Source organism: Streptomyces sp. NPDC006207 (assembly GCF_040613835.1).
Classification (GTDB): domain Bacteria; phylum Actinomycetota; class Actinomycetes; order Streptomycetales; family Streptomycetaceae; genus Actinacidiphila.
On sequence record NZ_JBEXSX010000001.1, the window covers coordinates 199,208 to 218,612 of the forward strand.

Here is a 19,405-nt window from a genome sequence, read left to right on the forward strand (position 1 = left end):
GTGAGTAGTGTTCGTGGTCGAGCCGTGCCGATGTGGTGTCGGTCACCTCCGCAGGTCACGCCCCCGGGCCACCGGACCCGTCGTGGACGGCGGGTGCGGGCAGCACCGGGGCCATCCGCCGCCAGCGGGCCGTCTCGCAGCCGTTGCTGCGGTCGTAGCGGGCGTCCACGGGCCGGCCGCGCCAGCTGCCCCGCACCGTCGCCCGCTGCGGGCCGCCGTAGATCATCGTGCACATCGTGCCCTCGGGCTCGGGCCCCACAGGCCCGCCCAGCCGCTCCAGGAGCGCGCACGCCTCCCTCGCGTCCGGGTGCGTCCCGCCCGCGGGGTCGCAGCGCAGGTCGTACTCGGACAGGTGCCCGCCCCCGTCGTCCACGGTCACCCGCAGCACGTCGGACGACTCCCCCGCCCCCGGAGGGCAGGCCAGGGCCGGTGCGGCCACCGTCAGCGGCAGGCCGAGCGCGAGCGCGGCGGTCATGGGTCCACGAGCCAATCGCATGCTCCGTCCCTACCTCCCCGGCACCGTCCGCGCCCGTCAATCCACCCGATCGTGGGCGCGCCGCCCCGGCGCCCGCCGCAACGCCTTTGCCCTGGCCGTGCACGGCCGAGTAATCTGGTCAGCGATTGGTCCCAGCCCGGTGGGCTGTGCCATCATCTGCACACACCCGCTCGCGCGGGTACGTGAGGAGGCGTCGCCTAGTCCGGTCTATGGCGCCGCACTGCTAATGCGGTTTGGGCTTTACCGTCCATCGAGGGTTCAAATCCCTCCGCCTCCGCCACACAGAAGCCCCGGCCACCCGGCCGGGGCTTCTGCCGTTCCCGGCACCCCTCCTGGACCCCGCATTCGGCGTTTCGGCAGGTCAGAGCGGGTGCGGCTAATGGATTTCACCTCACGGCGCGGGTCATGTAATGTTGTTCCCGCAACGCCGACCGGCAAGAAAACGCCGGGAAGCACAAGCACTCGTAGCTCAACGGATAGAGCATCTGACTACGGATCAGAAGGTTGCAGGTTCGAATCCTGCCGAGTGCACACAGCTCAGAAGGCCCCCGGGATCATCCCGGGGGCCTTCTGACATCAGCGGCTGACATCAACGTGGTTCGGGCCGGCGTCTCAGCCGGCCGCGAGGCTCACCGCGTCGCCGTCGTCGCCGTCCTCCTCATCCAGCCCGAGGGCGTCGTCCATGCGATCGGCCGCGGCCCTCAGGGTCGTGTGCATGACGTGCGCGTAGGTGTCGAGCGTCATCGTGATCGTGCTGTGCCCGAGCGTCTCCATGATGGTCCGAGCATCTACCCCCTGAGCCAGCAGCAGCGACGCGCACGTGTGCCGGAGGTCGTGCACCCGGACCCGGCGGATCTTGGCGTTGCGGCAGAGGACCGTGAGCATCCTGTTGAGGCTCCGGGGGTCCGTCGCGCGGCCCGTGGCGGTGGTGAAGATCAGCCCGCTCGGCTGCTGTGGGAGGGGCTGCCACTTGTCGCCGGCCACGGCCCGCTCCTTGGCCTGAGTGGTCTTGTGGGCGGTGAGTGCGGCGACACAGCGCTTCGGAAGCGAGATGGTCCGCACCGAACGCATCGTCTTCGGCGTTCCGAAGATCAGCTCACGCTTGATGCGCTGGAGATTGCGCCGGACCCGGAGCTGACCGTTGGTGAGGTCGACATCCGCCCATGTGAGGCCCAGCACCTCGCCCCGGCGCGGGCCGGTGGAGACCAGCAGTAGCCACAGCGCATAGAGCCGGTGGTCGCGTGCGGCCTTGAGCAGCATCTTGGCTTCGGCAGCATCCAACGGGCGGACTTCCTGTCGGGTGACCGTGGGGGTTTCCACGATCTTGGCGACGTTGCGGGCGATGAGTTCTTCTCGGACCGCCTGCTGGAGTGCGGAGCGCAGGACGGCGTGGACGTACTGGACCGTCCTCGCGGACGGGTGCCGCTTGCAGCACTTTCCGACCGCACAGCACGTCTGGTCGCCCTTCTCCCTGGCGGTGTCGACCCCTCGGAGGCAGCAGAGGCACCCGTTCTTGAACTCGGCCAGGAACAGGCGGACATCGGTTGGGGAGAGGCGGTTGAGCCTCTTCTTGCCGAGCGCCGGGGTGATGTAGAGCCGGCTCAGTCCCTCATAGCTGTTGAGCGTGGCGGGCTTGAGCCGAACGGACGCGATGGTGGCAAGCCAGTACGTGAGGTAGTCGCCGAACGCCATGGCGGAGGTGGCGGCCGGGATGCCCTGCCGGGTCTTCTCCTGGAGTTCGGTGAGCTTGTGGCTCACCTCCTCCCGCGTCTTGCCGTAGACAAATTTCCTCACGCGCGTACCGTCGGGGCGATAGACGTACGCAGCAGCGTGATAGCGGCCGTCCTTGCGCTTGGTGATGGTGCCTTCGCCGTTGGCGCGGCGCTTGGCCATTACGCGGCCTCCTCGATGCTCTGCTGGATGTAGTTGCGGACGGCGTCGACCGGGATGCGGCGCGAACGGCCGGCGGTGAAGCTTTGGAGCTGCCGGGAGTCAGAGGCCTGTTCCGGGGTAGCGGATGGGGTAGCCGCTGCGAGGTCGGTGAACCGGTCGCAGTCGTCCAGAAGTTCACGCCGCAGAGTCTGATGGAACCGCTCGATCTTCCCCGTGGTCGTCGGTGACTTCGGCTTGGTCAGCCGGTGCTTGATCCCGTTCTCCCGGCAGATCCGGTCGAACAGCACCTCACCAGGCTTGCCCGAGCCGAACCGGGCCGTGAACTGCTTGCCGTTGTCGGTCAGCACCTCCTCCGGGACCCCGAACCGCTGCAGGGCCTCACCGAAGGCCAGGCAGACCGCCCGCCCGGTCGCCCGCGGCACGACTTTCGCGATCACCACGAACCGCGAGTGGTCATCGATGCCGGTGACCACCTTGCACTCCGCCCCGCCGGCCAGCAGGACGCCGCCGACGATGTCCAGCTGCCACAGCTTCATCGCCTCCGACCGTTCCCACCTGCGGTAATCGGATCTGCGACGCTTCTGGACCCCCGGTTCGACCAGGCCGTTTCGGACCAGTACCCGATAGACCGTCGCCCGCGACGGCACCGGCGTGATCCGTTTGCGTTCCAGCTCGTGCACCAGCCGGCGCGGACCCCAACCCGGATGCGCCCGGCGCAGATCACACACCAACGCTTCCACCACGGACGGGATCCGGTGCGGACACGACGCCGGGCGGTGCGAACGATCCGCCAACCCCGAAAGGCCGCTCTGCTCGTACTTGCGCACCCACGCATGCACCGACTGCCGCGAGACCCCATAACGCGCCGCGACCTCGACCACCGGGGCGCCCGCGGCCACCTCCATGACCGCGTGATACCGCTGCTCGACCACGCTCAACTCCACCAGTACGGCCCCGGCCCTCCCGCGCACGCGCCGAATCAGACGCACACAGCCAAGCCGAGGCAAGCGGTGTCAAGCATCAGGTGAAGCCACACAGTCAGGCAGCGACGCTGCGCAGTAGAACTTTCCCTACTTGGTCAAGGTTCCTCGCCGCCGGGGCCCTGCGCTCCTGTCTCGCTCGCTCGGGCTGCCGTTAAGGCAATGCGGGCATATCGTCCATATATATGCGACATTCGGTCCGATGGTCCGTTGCCGGATCCGGTGGGCGTGGCCCGACGGTATTACCGACCGGCGCATCGGCAGGAGGCGGCGCAAGCGGAGGAGGCGATGGCGACGGCGGGTGTGGATCTGCTGGTGCAGGTGGCTGTTGTCGTGCACATGCAGGCGGCTGCTACCGCCAGCGGGAGTGGGTGAAAGGTGTCCACGGGCGCCGGTCCCGTCCCGGCCTCTGAGTTCGGGGCTGAGGAGCTTGATGCAGCGCTGGAGCGTGTCGTGCAGGACACAGGAGCTTCGGTGGCGCTGGTGTATCTGCTGTTGCCTAGCGAGCGGGTGCTGCACCTGGCGGTGGTGTCCGGGGCGCCGGTGCGGCTCACCGCTCCGTGGGCGCAGGTCCCGTTGGATTCTCCGGAGGCGATGGCGCAGGCCGTGCGGGAGCGGCGTTTGGTGTGGCTGGGCAGCCAGGAGGAGGTGGCGCTGCGCAATCCACGGACCGGGCTACTGCTGCCCTATGACTTCATGGTGGCTGCCGCCCCGATGGCGCACGGCACGATGGTGTGGGGTGCGCTCGTGCTGGTGTGGCCTACCCGGGACCCGCCCGAGCTGGGCCGGCCCGAACGCGATGCGATGGACGCCTTCTGCTCCCGTGCAGGGCTGTTTTTGCAGCAGGCCGCCGAGCGTGGCCTCCCGCTCCTGCCGGGCGCCCAGCCGCGGGCACTGTCCCGGCGGTCTCCCCGCATCCCCGGCCGGGCCGAGGCGCTGGCTGCGGTCGAGTTCGCCGAGGGGTTGCCCATGGGCTGCTGGGCGCTGGACCCGGACGGCCTGATCACCTTCGTCAACGCTGCCGCGGCCAAGATGGTCGGGGCCGAGGCCACTGCCTTGCTGGGCGCCCGGCCCGAAAAAGTACTGCCCTGGCTCTCCGACACCCGTTTCGGGGACGCCTACCGGGCAGCCATCGTCACCCGGCGGCCCATCTCCTTCACCGTGCCGCGTCCGCCCGACCAGTGGTTGTCCTTCCGCCTGTACCCGCACGCCTACGGCATCAGCGTCCAGACCTCCCCCGCCACGACCGGGCAGGCACCGACCGAGGCACCATGGGAGCAGTCGGCACCCGCCTCGGAGTCGGACCGGGTCATAGGCGTCTACCCCCTGACGCAGCTGGCGACCACCCTCACCGAGGCCGCCGGGGTCGACGAGGTGGTCGCGCAGGTCACCGGCCAGCTAATGCCCGCCATCGGCGCCCAGGCGCTTGCCCTGATGGCCGTGGACGAAGGCCGGCTGCGCATCATCGGCCACCGCGGCTACACAGCCGACCTCATAAACCGCCTCGACGCGATACCGCTGGCCTCCCGCTCCCCGGCAGCACATGTCGTGGCTGCCGGTGTCCCCAGTTTCTTCGCTACCTTCGACGACTTCAAACGCGCCTACCCCGCCGCCGCCCCCCATGACGGCAAGGCCGCCTGGGCCTTCCTGCCGCTGATCGTCTCCGGCCGCACCTTCGGTTCCCTCGTCCTCTCCTACGACCAGCCCCACCCCTTCCCCCCGGCAGAACGCGCCATCCTGACCTCACTGGCCGGGCTGATCACCCAGGCACTGGACCGGGCCAGCCTCTACGACGCGAAACACCAGCTCGCCCACGGTCTGCAAAACGCCCTGCTGCCGCATGTCCTGCCCACCATCCCAGGCTTTCAGGTGGTCGCGCGATACCTCCCCACCACCCGCGGCATCGATGTCGGCGGCGACTTCTACGACCTCATCCGCTGCGATGCCACCAGCGCTGCCGCGGCCATCGGCGACGTCGAAGGTCACAATGTGAACGCCGCAGCCCTCATGGGCCAGGTCCGCACCGCCGTGCACGCCCACGCCACAACAGGCGCAGCGCCCGGCGACGTCCTCGCACGGACCAACCGCCTCATGGCCGACATCGGCGCCAGTCGGTTCGCCAGCTGCCTGTACGCCCACCTCGACCTGACACACCACCGCGCCCATCTGGCCACCGCCGGCCACCCCCCACCACTGCTGCGCCACCCCGACGGCCGCACCGAAGTTCTCGACCTGCCCCCCGGCCTACTGCTCGGCATCGACCCGACCGCCCACTACACGACCACCGAGATCCCCCTGCCGCCCGGAGCCGTACTCGCCCTCTACACCGACGGACTCGTGGAAACCCCCGGCACCGACATCGACGACACCATCGCCGCCCTCGCCAACCAGCTCACACACGCCCAAGACCAGACCATGGACGCCCTCGCCGACACCCTCATCCACCACGCCACCCACACCACACTTCGCAACGACGACATCGCCCTCCTCCTCATCCAGGCAACGAACTGAACCCTCCAAAAGAGGGATCGACACACCGACTGCGGCACTGTCAGCCATGTCGCGGGTCTCAGACCCGGGCAGTGTCAGAGGGCTCGGGCCCCGTCCGGCAGGGTTGCCTGCCCATACCCACTTGGACGCACACCGTCCTGCAGCCGATGGCCGAGCAGGTCAGCAGTCTCATTCGTCGCCGCTTATAGCCGTTCAACTCCCCTGCAGGGCGCCCAGGGGCCCGACCCGCGGGCGCCCACGAACCAAGGCACACCAGCCCGTGCAGAGTTGGAAAGCGTGCGCCACCCAAGGCTGGATAGGGCGCTTCACCGACAGCCAGCTCTGTCAAGCAGTAGGTGATGCCTGACATCAGCGTCTGACATCAACGTCGGCGCACACAGGCACACGCTGGCGTACAGGTGCATCCTGGCCGACAAGCCCTGGTGGCTAAGGGGGACCAGGTGATCCGTGTGCGCCCCCGCCTACGGATCAGAAGGTTGCAGGTTCGAATCCTGCCGAGTGCACAACAAGCCAGAGGCCCCCGGGATCACCCGGGGGCCTCTCGCGTTGGGGGGTCGTTGCGGCGGCTAGGGTGTGCGCAGTCAGGACCGAGTACACACAAGGAGGGGTGGTCACGATGGCGGACATCGAGGCGGCCAAGAAGGCGTTCACGCGATTCGATGTCGACGGGGACGGGCTCATCACGGCGAGCGAGTACAAGAGCGTGATGGCGCAGCTCGGGGACTTCAACGTGACCGAGACCGTGGCGCAGAGCGTCATCAGGGCCGTCGACGCCAACGGCGACGGCAAGATCTCGTGGGACGAGTTCTGGGCGGCCCAGCAGGCCTGACGCCGGGCCGGGGGTTCAGGTCTCCTCGAGGAGGAGCTGGGGGACCTCGGTCGCGCCGCAGAGCCGCAGGGTGCGCGCGTGCAGTCGTGGGCAGCGGATGGTGACGCGGTCGGCGGGGCCGAGGGACGCCACGTGGCGGATCAGGACGGATGCGCAGCGGGCGTCGAGGAAGGCCACCCGGGTGAGGTCGACCCGGTACGGCGGGCCGGCGGGCGCCGCGAAAGCGTGACGGACGACCAGTTCGAAGTCGTTGCGGGTGGCGAGGTCCGCGTCGCCGCGCAGGGTGAGGGTGTCGCCGGAGCGCTCCGCGCGCAGTGATCCGTGGCGGGGGCGTACGCAGACCGGGTGGGCCGCCCGGACCCGGTCGAGGAGCGAGGCGGCGAAGCGCCGCTGGTCGTACTCGCAGATGGTGGTGAGGCCGAGGCCCGCGAGGATCGGGGTCATGGCGGTCTCGTGGCCGAGCAGGCGGTCGCGGTCGAGGTGGGGGCCGAGGGCCCAGGACATGTCGCCGGCGACGCGGAGGCCGGAGAAGCCATGGCAGTGGGCGGTGTTCGTCAGGGCGGTCCAGGCGGCGGCGCCGTCGTAGCCGGGGACCTCGGGGGTGATGACGAGGGCGCTGTGGCGGACCGCGTCGGCGGCGCGGACCCCGTGGGCGCCGAGGCGGGTGACGGCCTCGGCCGGGGGCGTACCGGGATCGGTGAAGAGCAGGACGCGTTCGCCGCGGGCGAGCCCGATCGCGGTGAAGGCGGCGCGGATCTCCCAGCGGTCGTCCTCGTCCTGGAAGCCGAGGCAGGCGTGGTCGCCGGACGCCATGCGGTCGACCGAGACAGTACGAGGCACGGTGCCGCTGTCCATGGGGCCGAACATACGCCCGGCCCCGTGGAGCGGCCGGGCGCTGAACGCCTTTGAGCGGAGGGTTCCGTTCCTGTCGGTGGACTGTCCCCGATTGCCTGCGGACGGACCTTCAGTGACCGGTGGGCATCAGCGCCGCGGCCAGCCGGCGCCACTGCTCGCGCGGCAGTCCGGACCGGTCCTCGCCCGAGGCCAGCACCTGGACGGCGACGTGGTCGGCGCCCGCGTCGAGGAAGGCGTCGATCCGCTGCCGGACCCGCTCCTCGTCGCCCCAGCCGAAGAGCGCGTCGACCAGGCGGTCGCTGCCCCCGTCGGCGAGGTCGTCCTCGGTGAACCCCAGGCGCAGCCAGTTGTTGGTGTAGTTGGGGAGCGTCAGGTAGAACGCCAGCATCTCCCGGGCCGTCTCGCGGGCCCGTGCCGGGTCGGTCTCCAGGACGACCGTGAACTCCGGTGCCAGCAGCGGCCCCTCGCCCAGCGTGGCCCGCGCCTGCGCGGTGTGCTCGACGGTGACCAGGTAGGGGTGGGCGCCCGCCGAGCGGTCGCGCGCGAGGTCCAGCATCCGCGGGCCGAGCGCGGCGAGCACCCGGTTCCCGGCCGGGGCCCCGGCGGCGTCCAGCTCGTCGAGGTAGCGGGTCATCGCGGCGTACGGGTGCTTGTACTGCTCGGCGAGGCGGGCGTGGCTGACGCCCAGCCCGAGCAGGAAGCGCCCGGGGTGGGCGGCCTCGAGGCCCGCCTGGCGGGCGGCGGTGTCCTCGGCCCCGTACTGCCAGATGCTGAGGATGCCGGTCGCGACGGTGATGGAGGAGGTGGCCTCGATCAGCGGTACCGCGTGCTCGACGCCGCTGCTGCCGCCGAGCCACAGGGCCCCGTAGCCCAGTTCCTCCAGTTCGCCAGCGGTCTCGGCGAGTTCGGCCGCGCGGGCCGGATCGGGGTCGCGCAGCCCGGCGTTCCACAGGCCGTAGCGCCCGATCGCCGGCGTCCGGCTGTCGCTCATGGGTCTTCTCCCGCCGTGAAGTCCGTTTGAAGTTCGACGTCCTTCGTACCAAAACGGGGTCCGCGACCCGCGCATTCCCGGCCCGGCGGCGCGTCAGGGCCTTCGCGACAGGGGATTCTCAGGGAAATCACAGGCAGCGGAAAGGGGGTTCTCAGCGGCGGTTCACAGGATGCGGGCATGACCGCGTCACCTTCCCCCGCCGCCGACCTCACGCGTCCCGGCGGCGTACCTGTCCGGGTGCTCGTCGTCGACGACGAGCACGCCCTCGCCGACCTGCTCTCCATGGCCCTGCGCTACGAGGGCTGGGACGTCCACACCGAAGGCACCGGCTCCGACGCGCTGCGCGCCGCGCGCGAGGTGCGACCGGACGCCGTGGTCCTCGACGTCATGCTGCCCGACATGGACGGCCTGGAGGTCCTGGCCCGGCTGCGCCGCGAACTGCCCGACGTGCCGGTGCTGTTCCTCACCGCCAAGGACGCCGTCGAGGACCGCATCGCGGGTCTCACCGCGGGCGGTGACGACTACGTCACCAAGCCGTTCAGCCTGGAGGAGGTCGTGGCCCGGCTGCGCGGGCTGCTCCGCCGGGCCGGGGCCGCCGCCGCCCGCCAGGAGTCGCTGCTGGTCGTGGGTGACCTCGTGCTCGACGAGGACAGCCACGAGGTCAGCCGCGGCGGCCAGGGCATCCACCTCACGGCCACCGAGTTCGAGCTGCTGCGGTACCTGATGCGCAATCCGCGCCGGGTGCTGAGCAAGGCGCAGATCCTCGACCGCGTCTGGTCCTACGACTTCGGGGGCCAGGCCAACGTCGTCGAGCTCTACATCTCCTACCTGCGCAAGAAGATCGACGTGGGCCGCCCCCCGATGATCCACACCCGGCGCGGCGCCGGCTACCTGATCAAGCCGGGCGAAGCGGCGTGAGCCGGGCCCGCCGGCGCGCGTCCCTGCGGACCCGGCTGGTGGTCTCCTCGGTCGCGCTGATCGCGGTCGTGTGCGCGGTCATCGGTACGGTCACGACGCTCGCCCTGCAGTCCTTCCTCTTCACGCAACTGGACAAGCAGGTGGTGGCGGTCGCCGGCCGGGCCCGGCTGGACCCGGGGTACGACGGCAAGCATCCGGTCGGGCCGCCGGTCCCCGGCACCGGGTCCCTGCGCTTCATCACCGGGCCCGGCATCGCCCCCGGGACCGTGGGCGCCCGGCTCGACGCGACCGGCGCGGTGACCGCCGCCGGCGTCAGCGCGCAGCCCAGCGGCACCCAGTCCCGGCTGCAGGCCCGGCCGCTCACCGCTCCGCAGCGCGAAGCGTTCGCGGCCGTCCCCCTGGACGGCCTGCCGCACACGCTCGACGTCCCAGGACTGGGGGGCTTCCGCGTGCAGTCGGCCACCGACGGCAGCGGTGGGTGGCTGCTCGTGGGACTGCCGACGACGGCCGTCCGCGACACCATCGGCACCCTCGTGGTCGTCGAGGCCTGCGTCACCGCCGCGGGGCTGGCCGCCGCCGGAATGGCCGGCTTCGTCATGATCCGGCTCAGCCTCCACCCGCTGCGCCGGGTCGCCGCCACCGCCACCCGGGTCTCCGAACTCACCCTCCACCGTGGGGAGGTCGCCCTCCACGACCGCGTGCCGGACGCCGACACCGATCCGCGCACCGAGGTCGGCCAGGTCGGCGCCGCGCTCAACCGCATGCTCGACCACGTCGGCAACGCCCTGCACGCCCGCCAGGAGAGCGAGACCCGGGTCCGCCGTTTCGTCGCCGACGCCAGCCACGAACTGCGCACCCCGCTGGCCTCCATCCGCGGGTACGCCGAGCTGACCCGGCGCGGCCGGGAGACGATCGGCCCGGACACCCGGCACGCGCTCGGCCGGATCGAGTCGGAGGCGAGCCGGATGACCACCCTGGTGGAGGACCTGCTGCTGCTCGCGCGGCTGGACGCCGGGCGTCCGCTCGGCCTGACCGGGACGGACATGTCCCCGCTGGTCGTCGACGCCGTCAGCGACGCCCGCGCGGCAGGGAACGACCACCGCTGGCTGCTGAACCTTCCGGACGAACCCGCCGTCGTGCACGGCGACCCGGAGCGCCTGCACCAGGTGCTGACCAACCTGCTCGCCAACGCCCGCACCCACACCCCGCCCGGCAGCACCGTCGTCGCGCGCGTCGTGCCGCGCGGCCGGGAGGTGCTGGTCGAGGTCGAGGACGACGGTCCCGGCATCCCGTCCGCCCTGCTGCCGCACGTCTTCGAGCGCTTCGCGCGCGGTGACGCCTCCCGCTCCCGGGCGGCGGGCAGCACGGGCCTGGGACTCGCCATCGTCCAGGCCGTGGTGGCCGCACACCGCGGCGCGGTGTCCATCGACAGCGTGCCCGGCCGTACCGTCTTCCGCGTCCACCTGCCCGCCGCGCACTCACAGCTGCCGCTCAGCGCCGCCACAACGTCATGACAGCGGGCCGGACCAAGGTCGTCGCCATGCGAACCCAACAGCTCCCACCGACCGGCCGGCCGGCCCGGGGCCCGGAGGCCCTCCCCGCCCGTGAGCACCTGGCCGTCGCGCAGACCGAACCGGTGCTCGACGTCGTGATCCCCGTGCACAACGAGGAGAAGGACCTCGAAGGCTGCGTTCGCCGGCTCCACACGCACCTGCGGCGCACCTTCCCCTACCCGTTCCGGATCACCGTCGCCGACAACGCCAGCACCGACCGCACGCCGCTGATCGCCACGGCCCTGGAGGCCGAGCTCCCCGAGGTCACCGCCTTCCGGCTGGAGCGCAAGGGCCGCGGCCACGCCCTGCGCGCGGTGTGGTCGGCCTCCGGGGCGCCGGTGCTGGCGTACATGGACGCCGACCTCTCCACCGACCTCAACGCGCTGCTGCCGCTGGTCGCCCCGCTGATCTCCGGCCACTCCGACCTGGCGGTCGGCTCCCGGCTGGCCCGCAGCTCGCGCGTCGTGCGGGGCGCCAAGCGCGAGTTCATCTCCCGCTCCTACAACGTCCTGCTGCGGACCTCGCTGGCCGCCCGCTTCTCCGACGCGCAGTGCGGCTTCAAGGCCATCCGCAAGGACGTCGCGGAGCGGCTGCTGCCCCTGGTGGAGGACACCGGCTGGTTCTTCGACACCGAGATGCTCGTGCTGGCCGAACGGGCCGGGCTGCGCATCCACGAGGTGCCGGTCGACTGGGTCGACGACCCCGACTCGAGCGTGGACGTCGTCAGGACCGCCACCGACGACCTCAAGGGCGTGTGGCGGGTGGGCAGGGCGCTGGCCACGGGCGCCCTCCCGCTCGACCGGCTGCGCCGGCCCTTCGGCGACGACCCGCGCGACCGCCTTCTCGCCGACGTGCCGGCCGGGCTCGCCCGGCAGTTGGTCGGCTTCTGCGTCGTCGGCGGGCTGAGCACGGTCGCGTACCTGCTGCTGTACACGCTCTTCCGCACCCTTTGCGGCGCCCAGGCCGCCAACGCCCTCGCCCTGCTGCTCTCGGCGGTGGGCAACACGGCCGCCAACCGGCGGCTGACCTTCGGTGTACGCGGCCGCGACAAGGCCGTGCGGCACCAGGCGCAGGGGCTGGTCGTCTTCGGCATCGGCCTGGCGCTCACCAGCGGATCGCTGGCCGCGCTGCACGTCGCCGACACCACGCCCGCGCACGGCACCGAACTCGCCGTGCTCGTCGCGGCCAACCTCGCCGCGACGGTGCTGCGTTTCCTGCTCTTCCGCACCTGGGTCTTCCCCGACCGGGCGGGCGGCACCCCGCCCGTACCGGTCGCGGATCCCACCCGGGACGCCGCCGCCCCCCTGCCGACCGCGCGTCCCGACGCGCAGGACCCGAGGAGCGACCGATGACCACGTCGCGCAGCGACGAGGCCCGGGACCGGGCCGTGCCTGCTCAGCGCCCCCTCCCCCTCCCCCCGCCCCCGGCCCCGGCCCACGCACCCGCGGTCGTGAGCCGTACGCCGGTCCCGGTGGACGCCCCGCCGCCCGGCGCCGACGGGCGCAGCCCCGTCCCGGCGGGTGCCCCGGCGCCGGTGGCGCTCCCGGTGCACCATGCGCCGCAGGGTGGCACCGGCCGCCGCGGGACCGCCGCCCGCCTGTGGCGCGGACGGCCGCAGGACCCGCGCTGGGCGCGGCCCGCCCTGCTGGCGCTGCTCGCCTTCACGACCGTGCTCTACCTGTGGGACCTGAGCAGTTCGGGCTACGCCAACAGCTTTTACTCGGCGGCCGCGCAGGCGGGTGGCGAGAGCTGGAAGGCGTTCTTCTTCGGCTCGTCCGACGCGGCGAACTCGATCACGGTCGACAAGCCCCCGGCCGCGTTGTGGCCGATGGCGCTGTCCGTGCGGCTGTTCGGCCTGGGTTCCTGGGCGATCCTGGTGCCCGAGGCGCTGATGGGGGTCGCCGCGGTCGGCGTCCTCCATGCCGCCGTGCGCCGCCGCTCCGGGCCGGCCGCCGGCCTGATCGCCGGACTGGCCCTGGCGCTCACCCCGGTCGCGGCGCTGATGTTCCGCTTCGACAACCCCGACGCGCTGCTGTGCCTGCTGATGGTGACGGCGGTGTACTGCGTCCTGCGCGCGCTGGAGGACGCCCGTACGGCGTGGCTGGTGCTCGCCGGCGTCGCGTTCGGCCTCGGCTTCCTCACCAAGACGCTGCAGGCCTGGCTGATCCTGCCGCCGCTGGCGCTGGTGTACGCCGTCTGCGCCCCGGCGACGGTGAAGCGGCGCTTCGCGCAGCTCGGTCTCGCCGCTCTGGTGACCGTCGTGTCAGGCGGCTGGTGGGTCGCGATCGTCGAGCTGTGGCCCGCGTCCTCCCGCCCCTACATCGGCGGTTCGCAGGACAACAGCTTCCTGTCGCTGACCTTCGGCTACAACGGTCTCGGCCGGATCACCGGCGACGAGACCGGTTCGGTCGGGGGCGGTGGCGGCCCGAACGGCGGCGGACGGTGGGGTGAGACCGGCTGGGGCCGGCTGTTCGGCTCGGACATGGGCGGTCAGATCGCCTGGCTGCTGCCCGCGGCCCTCGTGCTGCTGGTCGCCGGACTCTGGCTGACCCGGCGCGCCCCGCGCACGGACACCGGCCGCTCGGCCTTCCTCGCCTGGGGCGGTGCGCTGGTCTTCACCTTCCTGACCTTCAGCTTCATGTCCGGGATCTTCCACCAGTACTACAACATCGCCCTGGCGCCCTACATCGCGGCGCTGACCGGAATGGGCGCGGTGATGCTGTGGGAGCGGCGCGCGCACCCCGCGGCCGCGGCGGTCCTCGCGGGCACGGTCGTGCTCACGGCGGTCTGGTCGTACGTCCTGCTGGGGCGCTCCGCCGACTGGTACCCCTGGGTGCGGTACGCCGTGCTGGTCACCGGGATCGCGGCGGGCGGGCTGCTGCTCGGGGCCCGGCTGCTCCGGCGGCTCGCGCCGCTCGCGGCCGCGGCCGGCCTGGTGGCGGCCCTCGGCGGGCCGCTGGCGTACACCGTGCAGACCGTCGGGACGGCGCACACCGGCTCCATCGTGACGGCGGGCCCGGCGGTGCAGGGCGCCGGCATGGGCGGCGGCCCCGGCGGCATGCGCGGTGGCTTCCCGAGCGGCAACGGACGGCAGGGCCAGGGCGGGCAGGGCTTCACGGGAGGCGGCCCCGGCGGTACGGGCGGCTTCCCCGGGGGCATGCCCGGCGGCAACGGGCAGCAGGGTCAGGGCGGGCAGGGCCAGGGCGGGCAGGGCTTCCCCGGCAACGGTACGGGTGGCGGTACGGGCGGCGAGAACCGCCGCGGCGGAGCGGCGGGGGGCCTCGGCGGACTGCTGGGCGGCTCACAGGTGGCCGACGCCACCAAGGAGGCGCTGCTGGAGGGCGCCGACGCGTACACCTGGGTGGCCGCCGCCATCGGCTCCCAGAACGCCGCGGGTTACCAGCTGGCCACCGGCAAGCCGGTAATGGCGGTCGGCGGCTTCAACGGCAGCGATCCGTCCCCGACGCTGGAGCGGTTCAAGGAGTACGTGGCCGCCGGGAAGATCCACTACTTCATCGCCTCCGGCGGCATGGGCGGGGGCGGCGGCAGCGGCACTTCCTCGCAGATCAGCTCGTGGGTGGAGGAGAACTTCGGCTCCACCACCCTGGGCGGAACGGCCGTCTACGACCTGACCGACCCGAGCTGAACCCAGGTCGCGGGACGCGGAAGGGGGCGGCGGCCACCGGGCCGCCGCCCCCTTCCGGCATCCGGTACCCCAGGGCCGGGTCCTAGGCCGTGTCGTCAAATGCCCGCCTGCTCGGCGACGCCTGGTGCGGCACTCCCCCAGCCTTCGGCCGGGGGTGCCCCCACGCTGCGTTGTCGAATCGTCCGAGTAACCCACTACGAGGACGACTCTCCGCCTTGCGATGCACCGCACCAGACGCCGCCGAGCCCGCCCTCCGGGCGGCCGGCGCTCATTTGACGACACGGCCTAGTCCTTCGGGGCCAGCCGCGCCGGGAAGCCGCCCGTCGCGATCGGGCCCCAGCGTTCCGGGGTCACGCGCACCAGGGACTTGCCCTGCCTGACCATGGCGGCGCGGTACTCGTCCCAGTCCGGGTGCTCGCCCGCGATGTTGCGGTAGTACTCCACCAGCGGCTCGACCGAGTCGGGGGAGTCGATGACCTCGGCGGTGCCGTCGACCTGGACCCAGGGGCCGTCCCACTCGTCCGACAGGACGATCACGGAGGCCCGCGCGTCACGGCGGGCGTTGCGGGCCTTGGCCCGCTCGGGGTAGGTCGAGACGACCAGGCGCCCCGCGTCGTCGACCCCACAGGCGACGGGGGAGCCCTGGGGGCGGCCGTCGGCGCGGGTGGTCAGCAGCAGGGCGCGGTGGCGCGGTCGTACGAATTCCAGCAACTGGTCGAGTTGCACGCTGGTATTGGTCGCGATGTAGGCAGCCATGGACGGCAGCCTATGCTTCCCGCGGCTGGACGGCGGGGAGGGCCGTCCCCTGGACCGCCTGGATGTCGAGGGTGACCCTCAGCGTCGTCCCCATGGTGGCGATCCCGGCCCGTACGACCTGGTTCCAGTTCATCGCGAAGTCCTCGCGGCGCAGTTCGGCCGTCGCGCGGAAGGCGGCGCGCACGCCGCCCCAGGCGTCCGGCCCGGTGCCCAGGTAGGCCAGGTCGAGGTCGACCGGGCGGGTGATCCCGCGCATCGTCAGCTCCCCGTGGACGGTCCACCGGTCGCCGGCGGACGGCTCCAGCGAGGTGCTGCGGTAGCTGACGGTGGGGTGCTCCCGCACGTCGAGGAAGTCGGCGGAGCGCAGGTGCTCGTCGCGGGTGCCGTTGCCGGTGTCGATCGACGCGGCGTCGATCACGGCCTCGACGGACGACGCGAGCGGCTGCTCCGCGACGTCGATCCGGCCCGCGAAGGTCCTGAAGCGGCCGTGCACGGTGGACAGGCCAAGGTGCTGGGCGACCGCGCCGGCCTCGGAGTGCGCCGGGTCGATCGTCCACGGCCCGGGTGGCGGCAGTTCGAGGCCGCCGGCGCGGCCCAGCAGCAGGGTCCCCAGGTCCGCCGAGCCGGAGGCGGTCACCAGCGCCGTCGCGGCGGCCGGGCGGTAACCCACGGCCGTCACGATCACGGTGTACGCCCCGGGTGCCAGCGCGGCGGTGCGCACGGCACCCTCGGCGTCCGCCGCCTCCCGCGCGATCTGCTGCCCGGTCATGTCGGTGACGGTCACCACGGCGTGCGGCACCGCCCAGCCGTCCTTCGTCCGGATCCGCCCGCGCAGCCCGGCTCCTGCCGTCGTGTTCATGTACATCGCTCGCCCTTCGGTGCGTTCCCCCGGCCGGGTCCGGTCGGGACGGCCCGGTCCGTCCCCTGCCCGGCCGTCCGACCGGACCCGCTGTCCCCCGTCCACCGGCCCGTGCGTCTCCGCAGGCGCACGGACCGGCCGATGGTTCACCCCTCGGGGTGGTTGAGTTCGACGTCGAAGCCGTCCTGGTGGCCGGCCGTGGCGTCGTTGCCGACGGTGACCTGGGTGGCCACCGGCGGGTAGCCGCTGGCGACCAGCGCGTACTCGCCGGCGTCCAGGTCGCCGAAGGCGTAGGCCCCGTCGGTGCCGGTGGTGGCGGTGGCCACCACGTTCCCGGCCGCGTCGATCAGGGTGACGCGGGCCTCCGGCAGTGGTGTGCGGGCGGTGCCGCCGAGGACGGTGCCCTGCAGGCGGGCTCCGGTGCGGAGCGGGACCTCGACGTGGGTGGGGCCGTTGCCGGCGACCTCGACCGGCAGTGCGGCCGGCCGGTAGCCGGTGGCGTTGACGGCCAGGGTGAAGTCGCCCGCGGGCAGGTCCTGGAAGCCGAAGGCGCCGTCCTGACCGGTGCCGCCGGTGGCCAGGACCTCGCCGCGCACGTCGGTCACCACGACCACGGCGCCCGCGACGGGTATCCCGGTCGCCTCGGCGACCACCGTGCCGGTCAGTCCGCTGGTGCCGGCCAGGACCACGTCGTAGGGGACGGGCTCCTCGCCGACCACCACGGTGGACGCCTGCGGCTGGTGGCCGTCGGCGGCGGCGATGAGCACGTACGAGCCGGCGCCGGGCGCGGTCAGCGTGTAGCCGCCGTCGGCTCGGGTGGAGGCGCGGCCGAGCTGCCGGCCGGTGAGCGATATCAGGGTCAGGGTGGCCCGCTCGACGCCCGCGCCCTCGGCGTTGCGCACCTGGCCGTGGACCGTGGTGCCCTCGGCGGGCAGCGGGGCCGGCGGTGCGGCCACGCCGACCGCCTCGGTGGCCTCGGTCGCGGGCCCGGCGACGGCCTCGGCCTCGGGGGCCTGGGCGGGTATGACCGGGGTCTGCTCGGCGTGGCCGGCGACACCGGCCGCCTGCTGCAGACCGCTGGCGGTCTTCAGCGGCACTTCCTTGATGAACAGCACCAGCAGCAGCGCGAGGAACGCCACCGGGGCCGCGACCAGGAAGACGTCGCCGGCGCCGTGGCCGTACGCGCTCTCCACGACGTGGCGGATCGGCGCGGGCAGCGTGGCCAGGTCCGGGATCGCGCCGTCGGACTCACCGGTGGACTTCACGCCCAGGGCGGCCAGGCCGTCCTTGACGTAGTGCGTCACACGGTTGCCGAGCACCGCGCCCAGCGCGGAGACGCCGATCGCGCCACCGAGCGTGCGGAAGAAGGTGACGACGGAACTGGCCGCCCCGAGGTCGGCGGCCCCCACCTGGTTCTGCACGGCCAGCACCAGGTTCTGCATCATCATGCCGACGCCGAGGCCCAGCAGCGCCATGAAGAGCGCCAGGTGCCAGTACGTGGTGTCGGCCCGCAGGGAGCCCAGCAGGGCGAGGCCGCCGGTGAGCAGCACGCCGCCGGAGACCAGGAACGCCTTCCAGCGCCCGGTGCGGGTGATGATGAGCCCGGAGGCGGTGGAGGACACGAACAGACCGGCGATCAGCGGGATGGTCATGACGCCCGACATCGTCGGCGACTCGCCGCGCGCCAGCTGGAAGTACTGGCTGAGGAAGACCGTGGCGCCGAACATCGCGGTGCCCACGAAGAGCGAGGCGACCGAGGTCAGGCTGATCGTCTTGTTGCGGAACAGGCGCAGCGGCATGATCGGCTCGCTCGCGCGGGACTCGACCAGGACGAAGATCAGGACGAGCAGGACGGCGCCCGCGACCATGGCGTAGGTCTGCCAGGAGATCCACTCGTACTTGTCGCCGGCGAAGGTCACCCAGACGAGCAGCAGGCTGACGGCGGCGGTGACGAACGAGGCGCCCGCCCAGTCGACCTTGACCCGGCGCTTGACGACCGGCAGGTGCAGGGTCTTCTGCAGCACGATCAGCGCGACGATCGCGAAGGGCACGCCGACGTAGAAGCACCAGCGCCAGCCGAGCCACTCGGTGTCGACGATGACGCCGCCCAGCAGCGGGCCGCCGACCGTACCGAGGGCGAAGGCCGCGCCCAGGTAGCCGCTGTACCTGCCGCGCTCGCGCGGGGAGATCATCGCGGCCATGATGACCTGGGTCAGCGCGGTCAGACCGCCGGCGCCGATGCCCTGGACGACACGGCAGGCGATCAGCATCCCCGCGTTCTGCGACAGGCCCGCGACCAGCGAGCCCACCACGTAGATCACCAGCGCCAGCTGGACCAGCAGCTTCTTGCTGAACAGGTCCGACAGCTTGCCCCACAGCGGGGTGGTGGCGGTGGTGGAGAGCAGGGCGGCGGTGACGACCCAGGTGTAGGCGCTCTGCCCGCCGTTCAGATCGGAGATGATCTTCGGCAGGGCGTTGGAGACGATCGTGGACGACAGGATCGCCACGAACAAGCCGAGGATCAGCCCGGTGAGGGCCTCCATGATCTGCCGGTGCGACATGGGGGCCGCGTGTCCTGCGTGGGCATCGGTCCCCCGCACACCGGTCGGTGGTGCGGTTGTTGCCATCGTCATCCTCTTCACGTCGTGGAATGTGTACGGGGGCGGCAGTCGGCGGCGAAGTCCCTGCGCAGCCGGTCCAGCAGCCGGGAGAACTCGGTGACGTCCTCGTCCGGCCAGTCCCTCAGGTGGTGGGCCAGCGCCTCGGCGACCCCGTCCTGGGCGGCGCGCAGCATGTCCGTGCCGCCGGGGGTCAGGCGCAGCAACCGTGACCGCTTGTCGTGGGGGTCGGGCAGCCGGTCGATCCAGCCGCGCTCGGCGAGGTGGGCCACGTGTCTGCTGGTGACGGACATGTCGACCTCCAGCAGCTCGGCCAGCCGGCTCATCCGCATCTCACCGTGGCGGCTGATCACCGAGAGCACGCCGAGCGATGACGGCGGGCACTGCGGTGGACAGGCCCGGCTGAGTTCGCGGGCGACCACCGGGATCGCACGCAGCTGGCTCGCGAGCTCCGCGAACTGCTCCTGCGTCGCCATGGCGCCTCGCTTCCCACTCTTATT

Annotated in this window: 14 protein-coding genes, 2 tRNA genes and 1 pseudogene; 8 read left to right on the top strand and 9 right to left on the bottom strand. The window is 72.2% G+C overall.

Features of this window, described 5'->3' with window-relative positions; translation table 11 throughout:
- Positions 1-55: 55 nt before the first annotated feature.
- The gene (locus tag ABZ312_RS00915; protein WP_500360114.1) at positions 56-496 is read right to left on the bottom strand and encodes an SSI family serine proteinase inhibitor; all 441 of its coding nucleotides are present in this window, start codon (positions 494-496) and stop codon (positions 56-58) included.
- Between the two features lie 186 nt (positions 497-682).
- Here ABZ312_RS00915 and ABZ312_RS00920 point away from each other — a divergent pair.
- Together ABZ312_RS00920 and ABZ312_RS00925 are read left to right on the top strand one after the other, a co-directional pair.
- Positions 683-776 (top strand) — tRNA-Ser (locus tag ABZ312_RS00920).
- 178 nt (positions 777-954) lie between these two features.
- Positions 955-1,027: transfer RNA gene (locus tag ABZ312_RS00925), tRNA-Arg, on the top strand.
- Between the two features lie 81 nt (positions 1,028-1,108).
- Here the strand turns inward: ABZ312_RS00925 and ABZ312_RS00930 are convergent.
- Both ABZ312_RS00930 and ABZ312_RS00935 read right to left on the bottom strand, forming a co-directional pair.
- Positions 1,109-2,389: a tyrosine-type recombinase/integrase gene (locus ABZ312_RS00930; RefSeq protein ID WP_500436071.1), complete on the bottom strand. Its 1,281-nt coding sequence runs from the start codon at positions 2,387-2,389 to the stop codon at positions 1,109-1,111.
- Between the two features lie 131 nt (positions 2,390-2,520).
- Positions 2,521-3,327 (bottom strand): annotated as a pseudogene (locus ABZ312_RS00935) (IS481 family transposase); the annotation flags it as partial.
- Between the two features lie 516 nt (positions 3,328-3,843).
- Here ABZ312_RS00935 and ABZ312_RS00940 point away from each other — a divergent pair.
- Both ABZ312_RS00940 and ABZ312_RS00945 read left to right on the top strand, forming a co-directional pair.
- Positions 3,844-5,880, top strand: a complete 2,037-nt coding sequence (locus ABZ312_RS00940) for a SpoIIE family protein phosphatase (protein ID WP_500360111.1) — start codon at positions 3,844-3,846, stop codon at positions 5,878-5,880.
- Positions 5,881-6,496: 616 nt separating this feature from the next.
- Positions 6,497-6,709: an EF-hand domain-containing protein gene (locus ABZ312_RS00945; protein ID WP_500332270.1), complete on the top strand. Its 213-nt coding sequence runs from the start codon at positions 6,497-6,499 to the stop codon at positions 6,707-6,709.
- Between the two features lie 15 nt (positions 6,710-6,724).
- On the opposite strand, the gene ABZ312_RS00950 is transcribed toward ABZ312_RS00945, so the two are convergent.
- Positions 6,725-7,564: an MEDS domain-containing protein gene (locus ABZ312_RS00950; protein WP_500332269.1), complete on the bottom strand. Its 840-nt coding sequence runs from the start codon at positions 7,562-7,564 to the stop codon at positions 6,725-6,727.
- A 109-nt stretch (positions 7,565-7,673) separates the two neighbouring features.
- Positions 7,674-8,555, bottom strand: coding sequence for an LLM class F420-dependent oxidoreductase (locus tag ABZ312_RS00955; protein ID WP_500332268.1), 882 nt, complete (start codon positions 8,553-8,555; stop codon positions 7,674-7,676).
- Positions 8,556-8,732: 177 nt separating this feature from the next.
- Here ABZ312_RS00955 and ABZ312_RS00960 point away from each other — a divergent pair, with 177 nt between their 5' ends.
- Genes ABZ312_RS00960 through ABZ312_RS00975 form a run of 4 tightly spaced genes read left to right on the top strand, consistent with a single transcriptional unit; the run spans position 8,733 to position 14,672 of the window.
- Positions 8,733-9,473 (top strand): response regulator transcription factor, encoded by a 741-nt coding sequence (locus ABZ312_RS00960; protein WP_500332267.1) that lies wholly within the window; start codon positions 8,733-8,735, stop codon positions 9,471-9,473.
- Positions 9,470-10,987: a sensor histidine kinase gene (locus ABZ312_RS00965; RefSeq protein ID WP_500332266.1), complete on the top strand. Its 1,518-nt coding sequence runs from the start codon at positions 9,470-9,472 to the stop codon at positions 10,985-10,987. Before ABZ312_RS00960 ends, ABZ312_RS00965 begins: the two co-directional genes overlap by 4 nt.
- Positions 10,988-11,013: 26 nt before the next feature.
- On the top strand, positions 11,014-12,378 hold the full coding sequence (locus tag ABZ312_RS00970; protein ID WP_500436073.1) for a bifunctional glycosyltransferase family 2/GtrA family protein: 1,365 nt from the start codon (positions 11,014-11,016) through the stop codon (positions 12,376-12,378).
- On the top strand, positions 12,375-14,672 hold the full coding sequence (locus tag ABZ312_RS00975) for an ArnT family glycosyltransferase (RefSeq protein WP_500436075.1): 2,298 nt from the start codon (positions 12,375-12,377) through the stop codon (positions 14,670-14,672). Before ABZ312_RS00970 ends, ABZ312_RS00975 begins: the two co-directional genes overlap by 4 nt.
- 285 nt (positions 14,673-14,957) lie before the next feature.
- On the opposite strand, the gene ABZ312_RS00980 is transcribed toward ABZ312_RS00975, so the two are convergent.
- The 4 genes from ABZ312_RS00980 to ABZ312_RS00995 form a co-directional block, all read right to left on the bottom strand.
- Positions 14,958-15,428 carry a PPOX class F420-dependent oxidoreductase gene (locus tag ABZ312_RS00980; protein ID WP_499512985.1) on the bottom strand — a complete coding sequence of 157 codons (471 nt, stop codon included), beginning with the start codon at positions 15,426-15,428 and terminating at the stop codon, positions 14,958-14,960.
- 10 nt (positions 15,429-15,438) lie between these two features.
- The gene (locus ABZ312_RS00985) at positions 15,439-16,287 is read right to left on the bottom strand and encodes a YceI family protein (protein ID WP_500332262.1); all 849 of its coding nucleotides are present in this window, start codon (positions 16,285-16,287) and stop codon (positions 15,439-15,441) included.
- A gap of 146 nt (positions 16,288-16,433) precedes the next feature.
- The gene (locus ABZ312_RS00990; protein WP_500436077.1) at positions 16,434-18,848 is read right to left on the bottom strand and encodes an MFS transporter; all 2,415 of its coding nucleotides are present in this window, start codon (positions 18,846-18,848) and stop codon (positions 16,434-16,436) included.
- Between the two features lie 77 nt (positions 18,849-18,925).
- Positions 18,926-19,381, bottom strand: a complete 456-nt coding sequence (locus tag ABZ312_RS00995) for a MarR family winged helix-turn-helix transcriptional regulator (protein ID WP_499512988.1) — start codon at positions 19,379-19,381, stop codon at positions 18,926-18,928.
- Between the last annotated feature and the right edge of the window lie 24 nt (positions 19,382-19,405).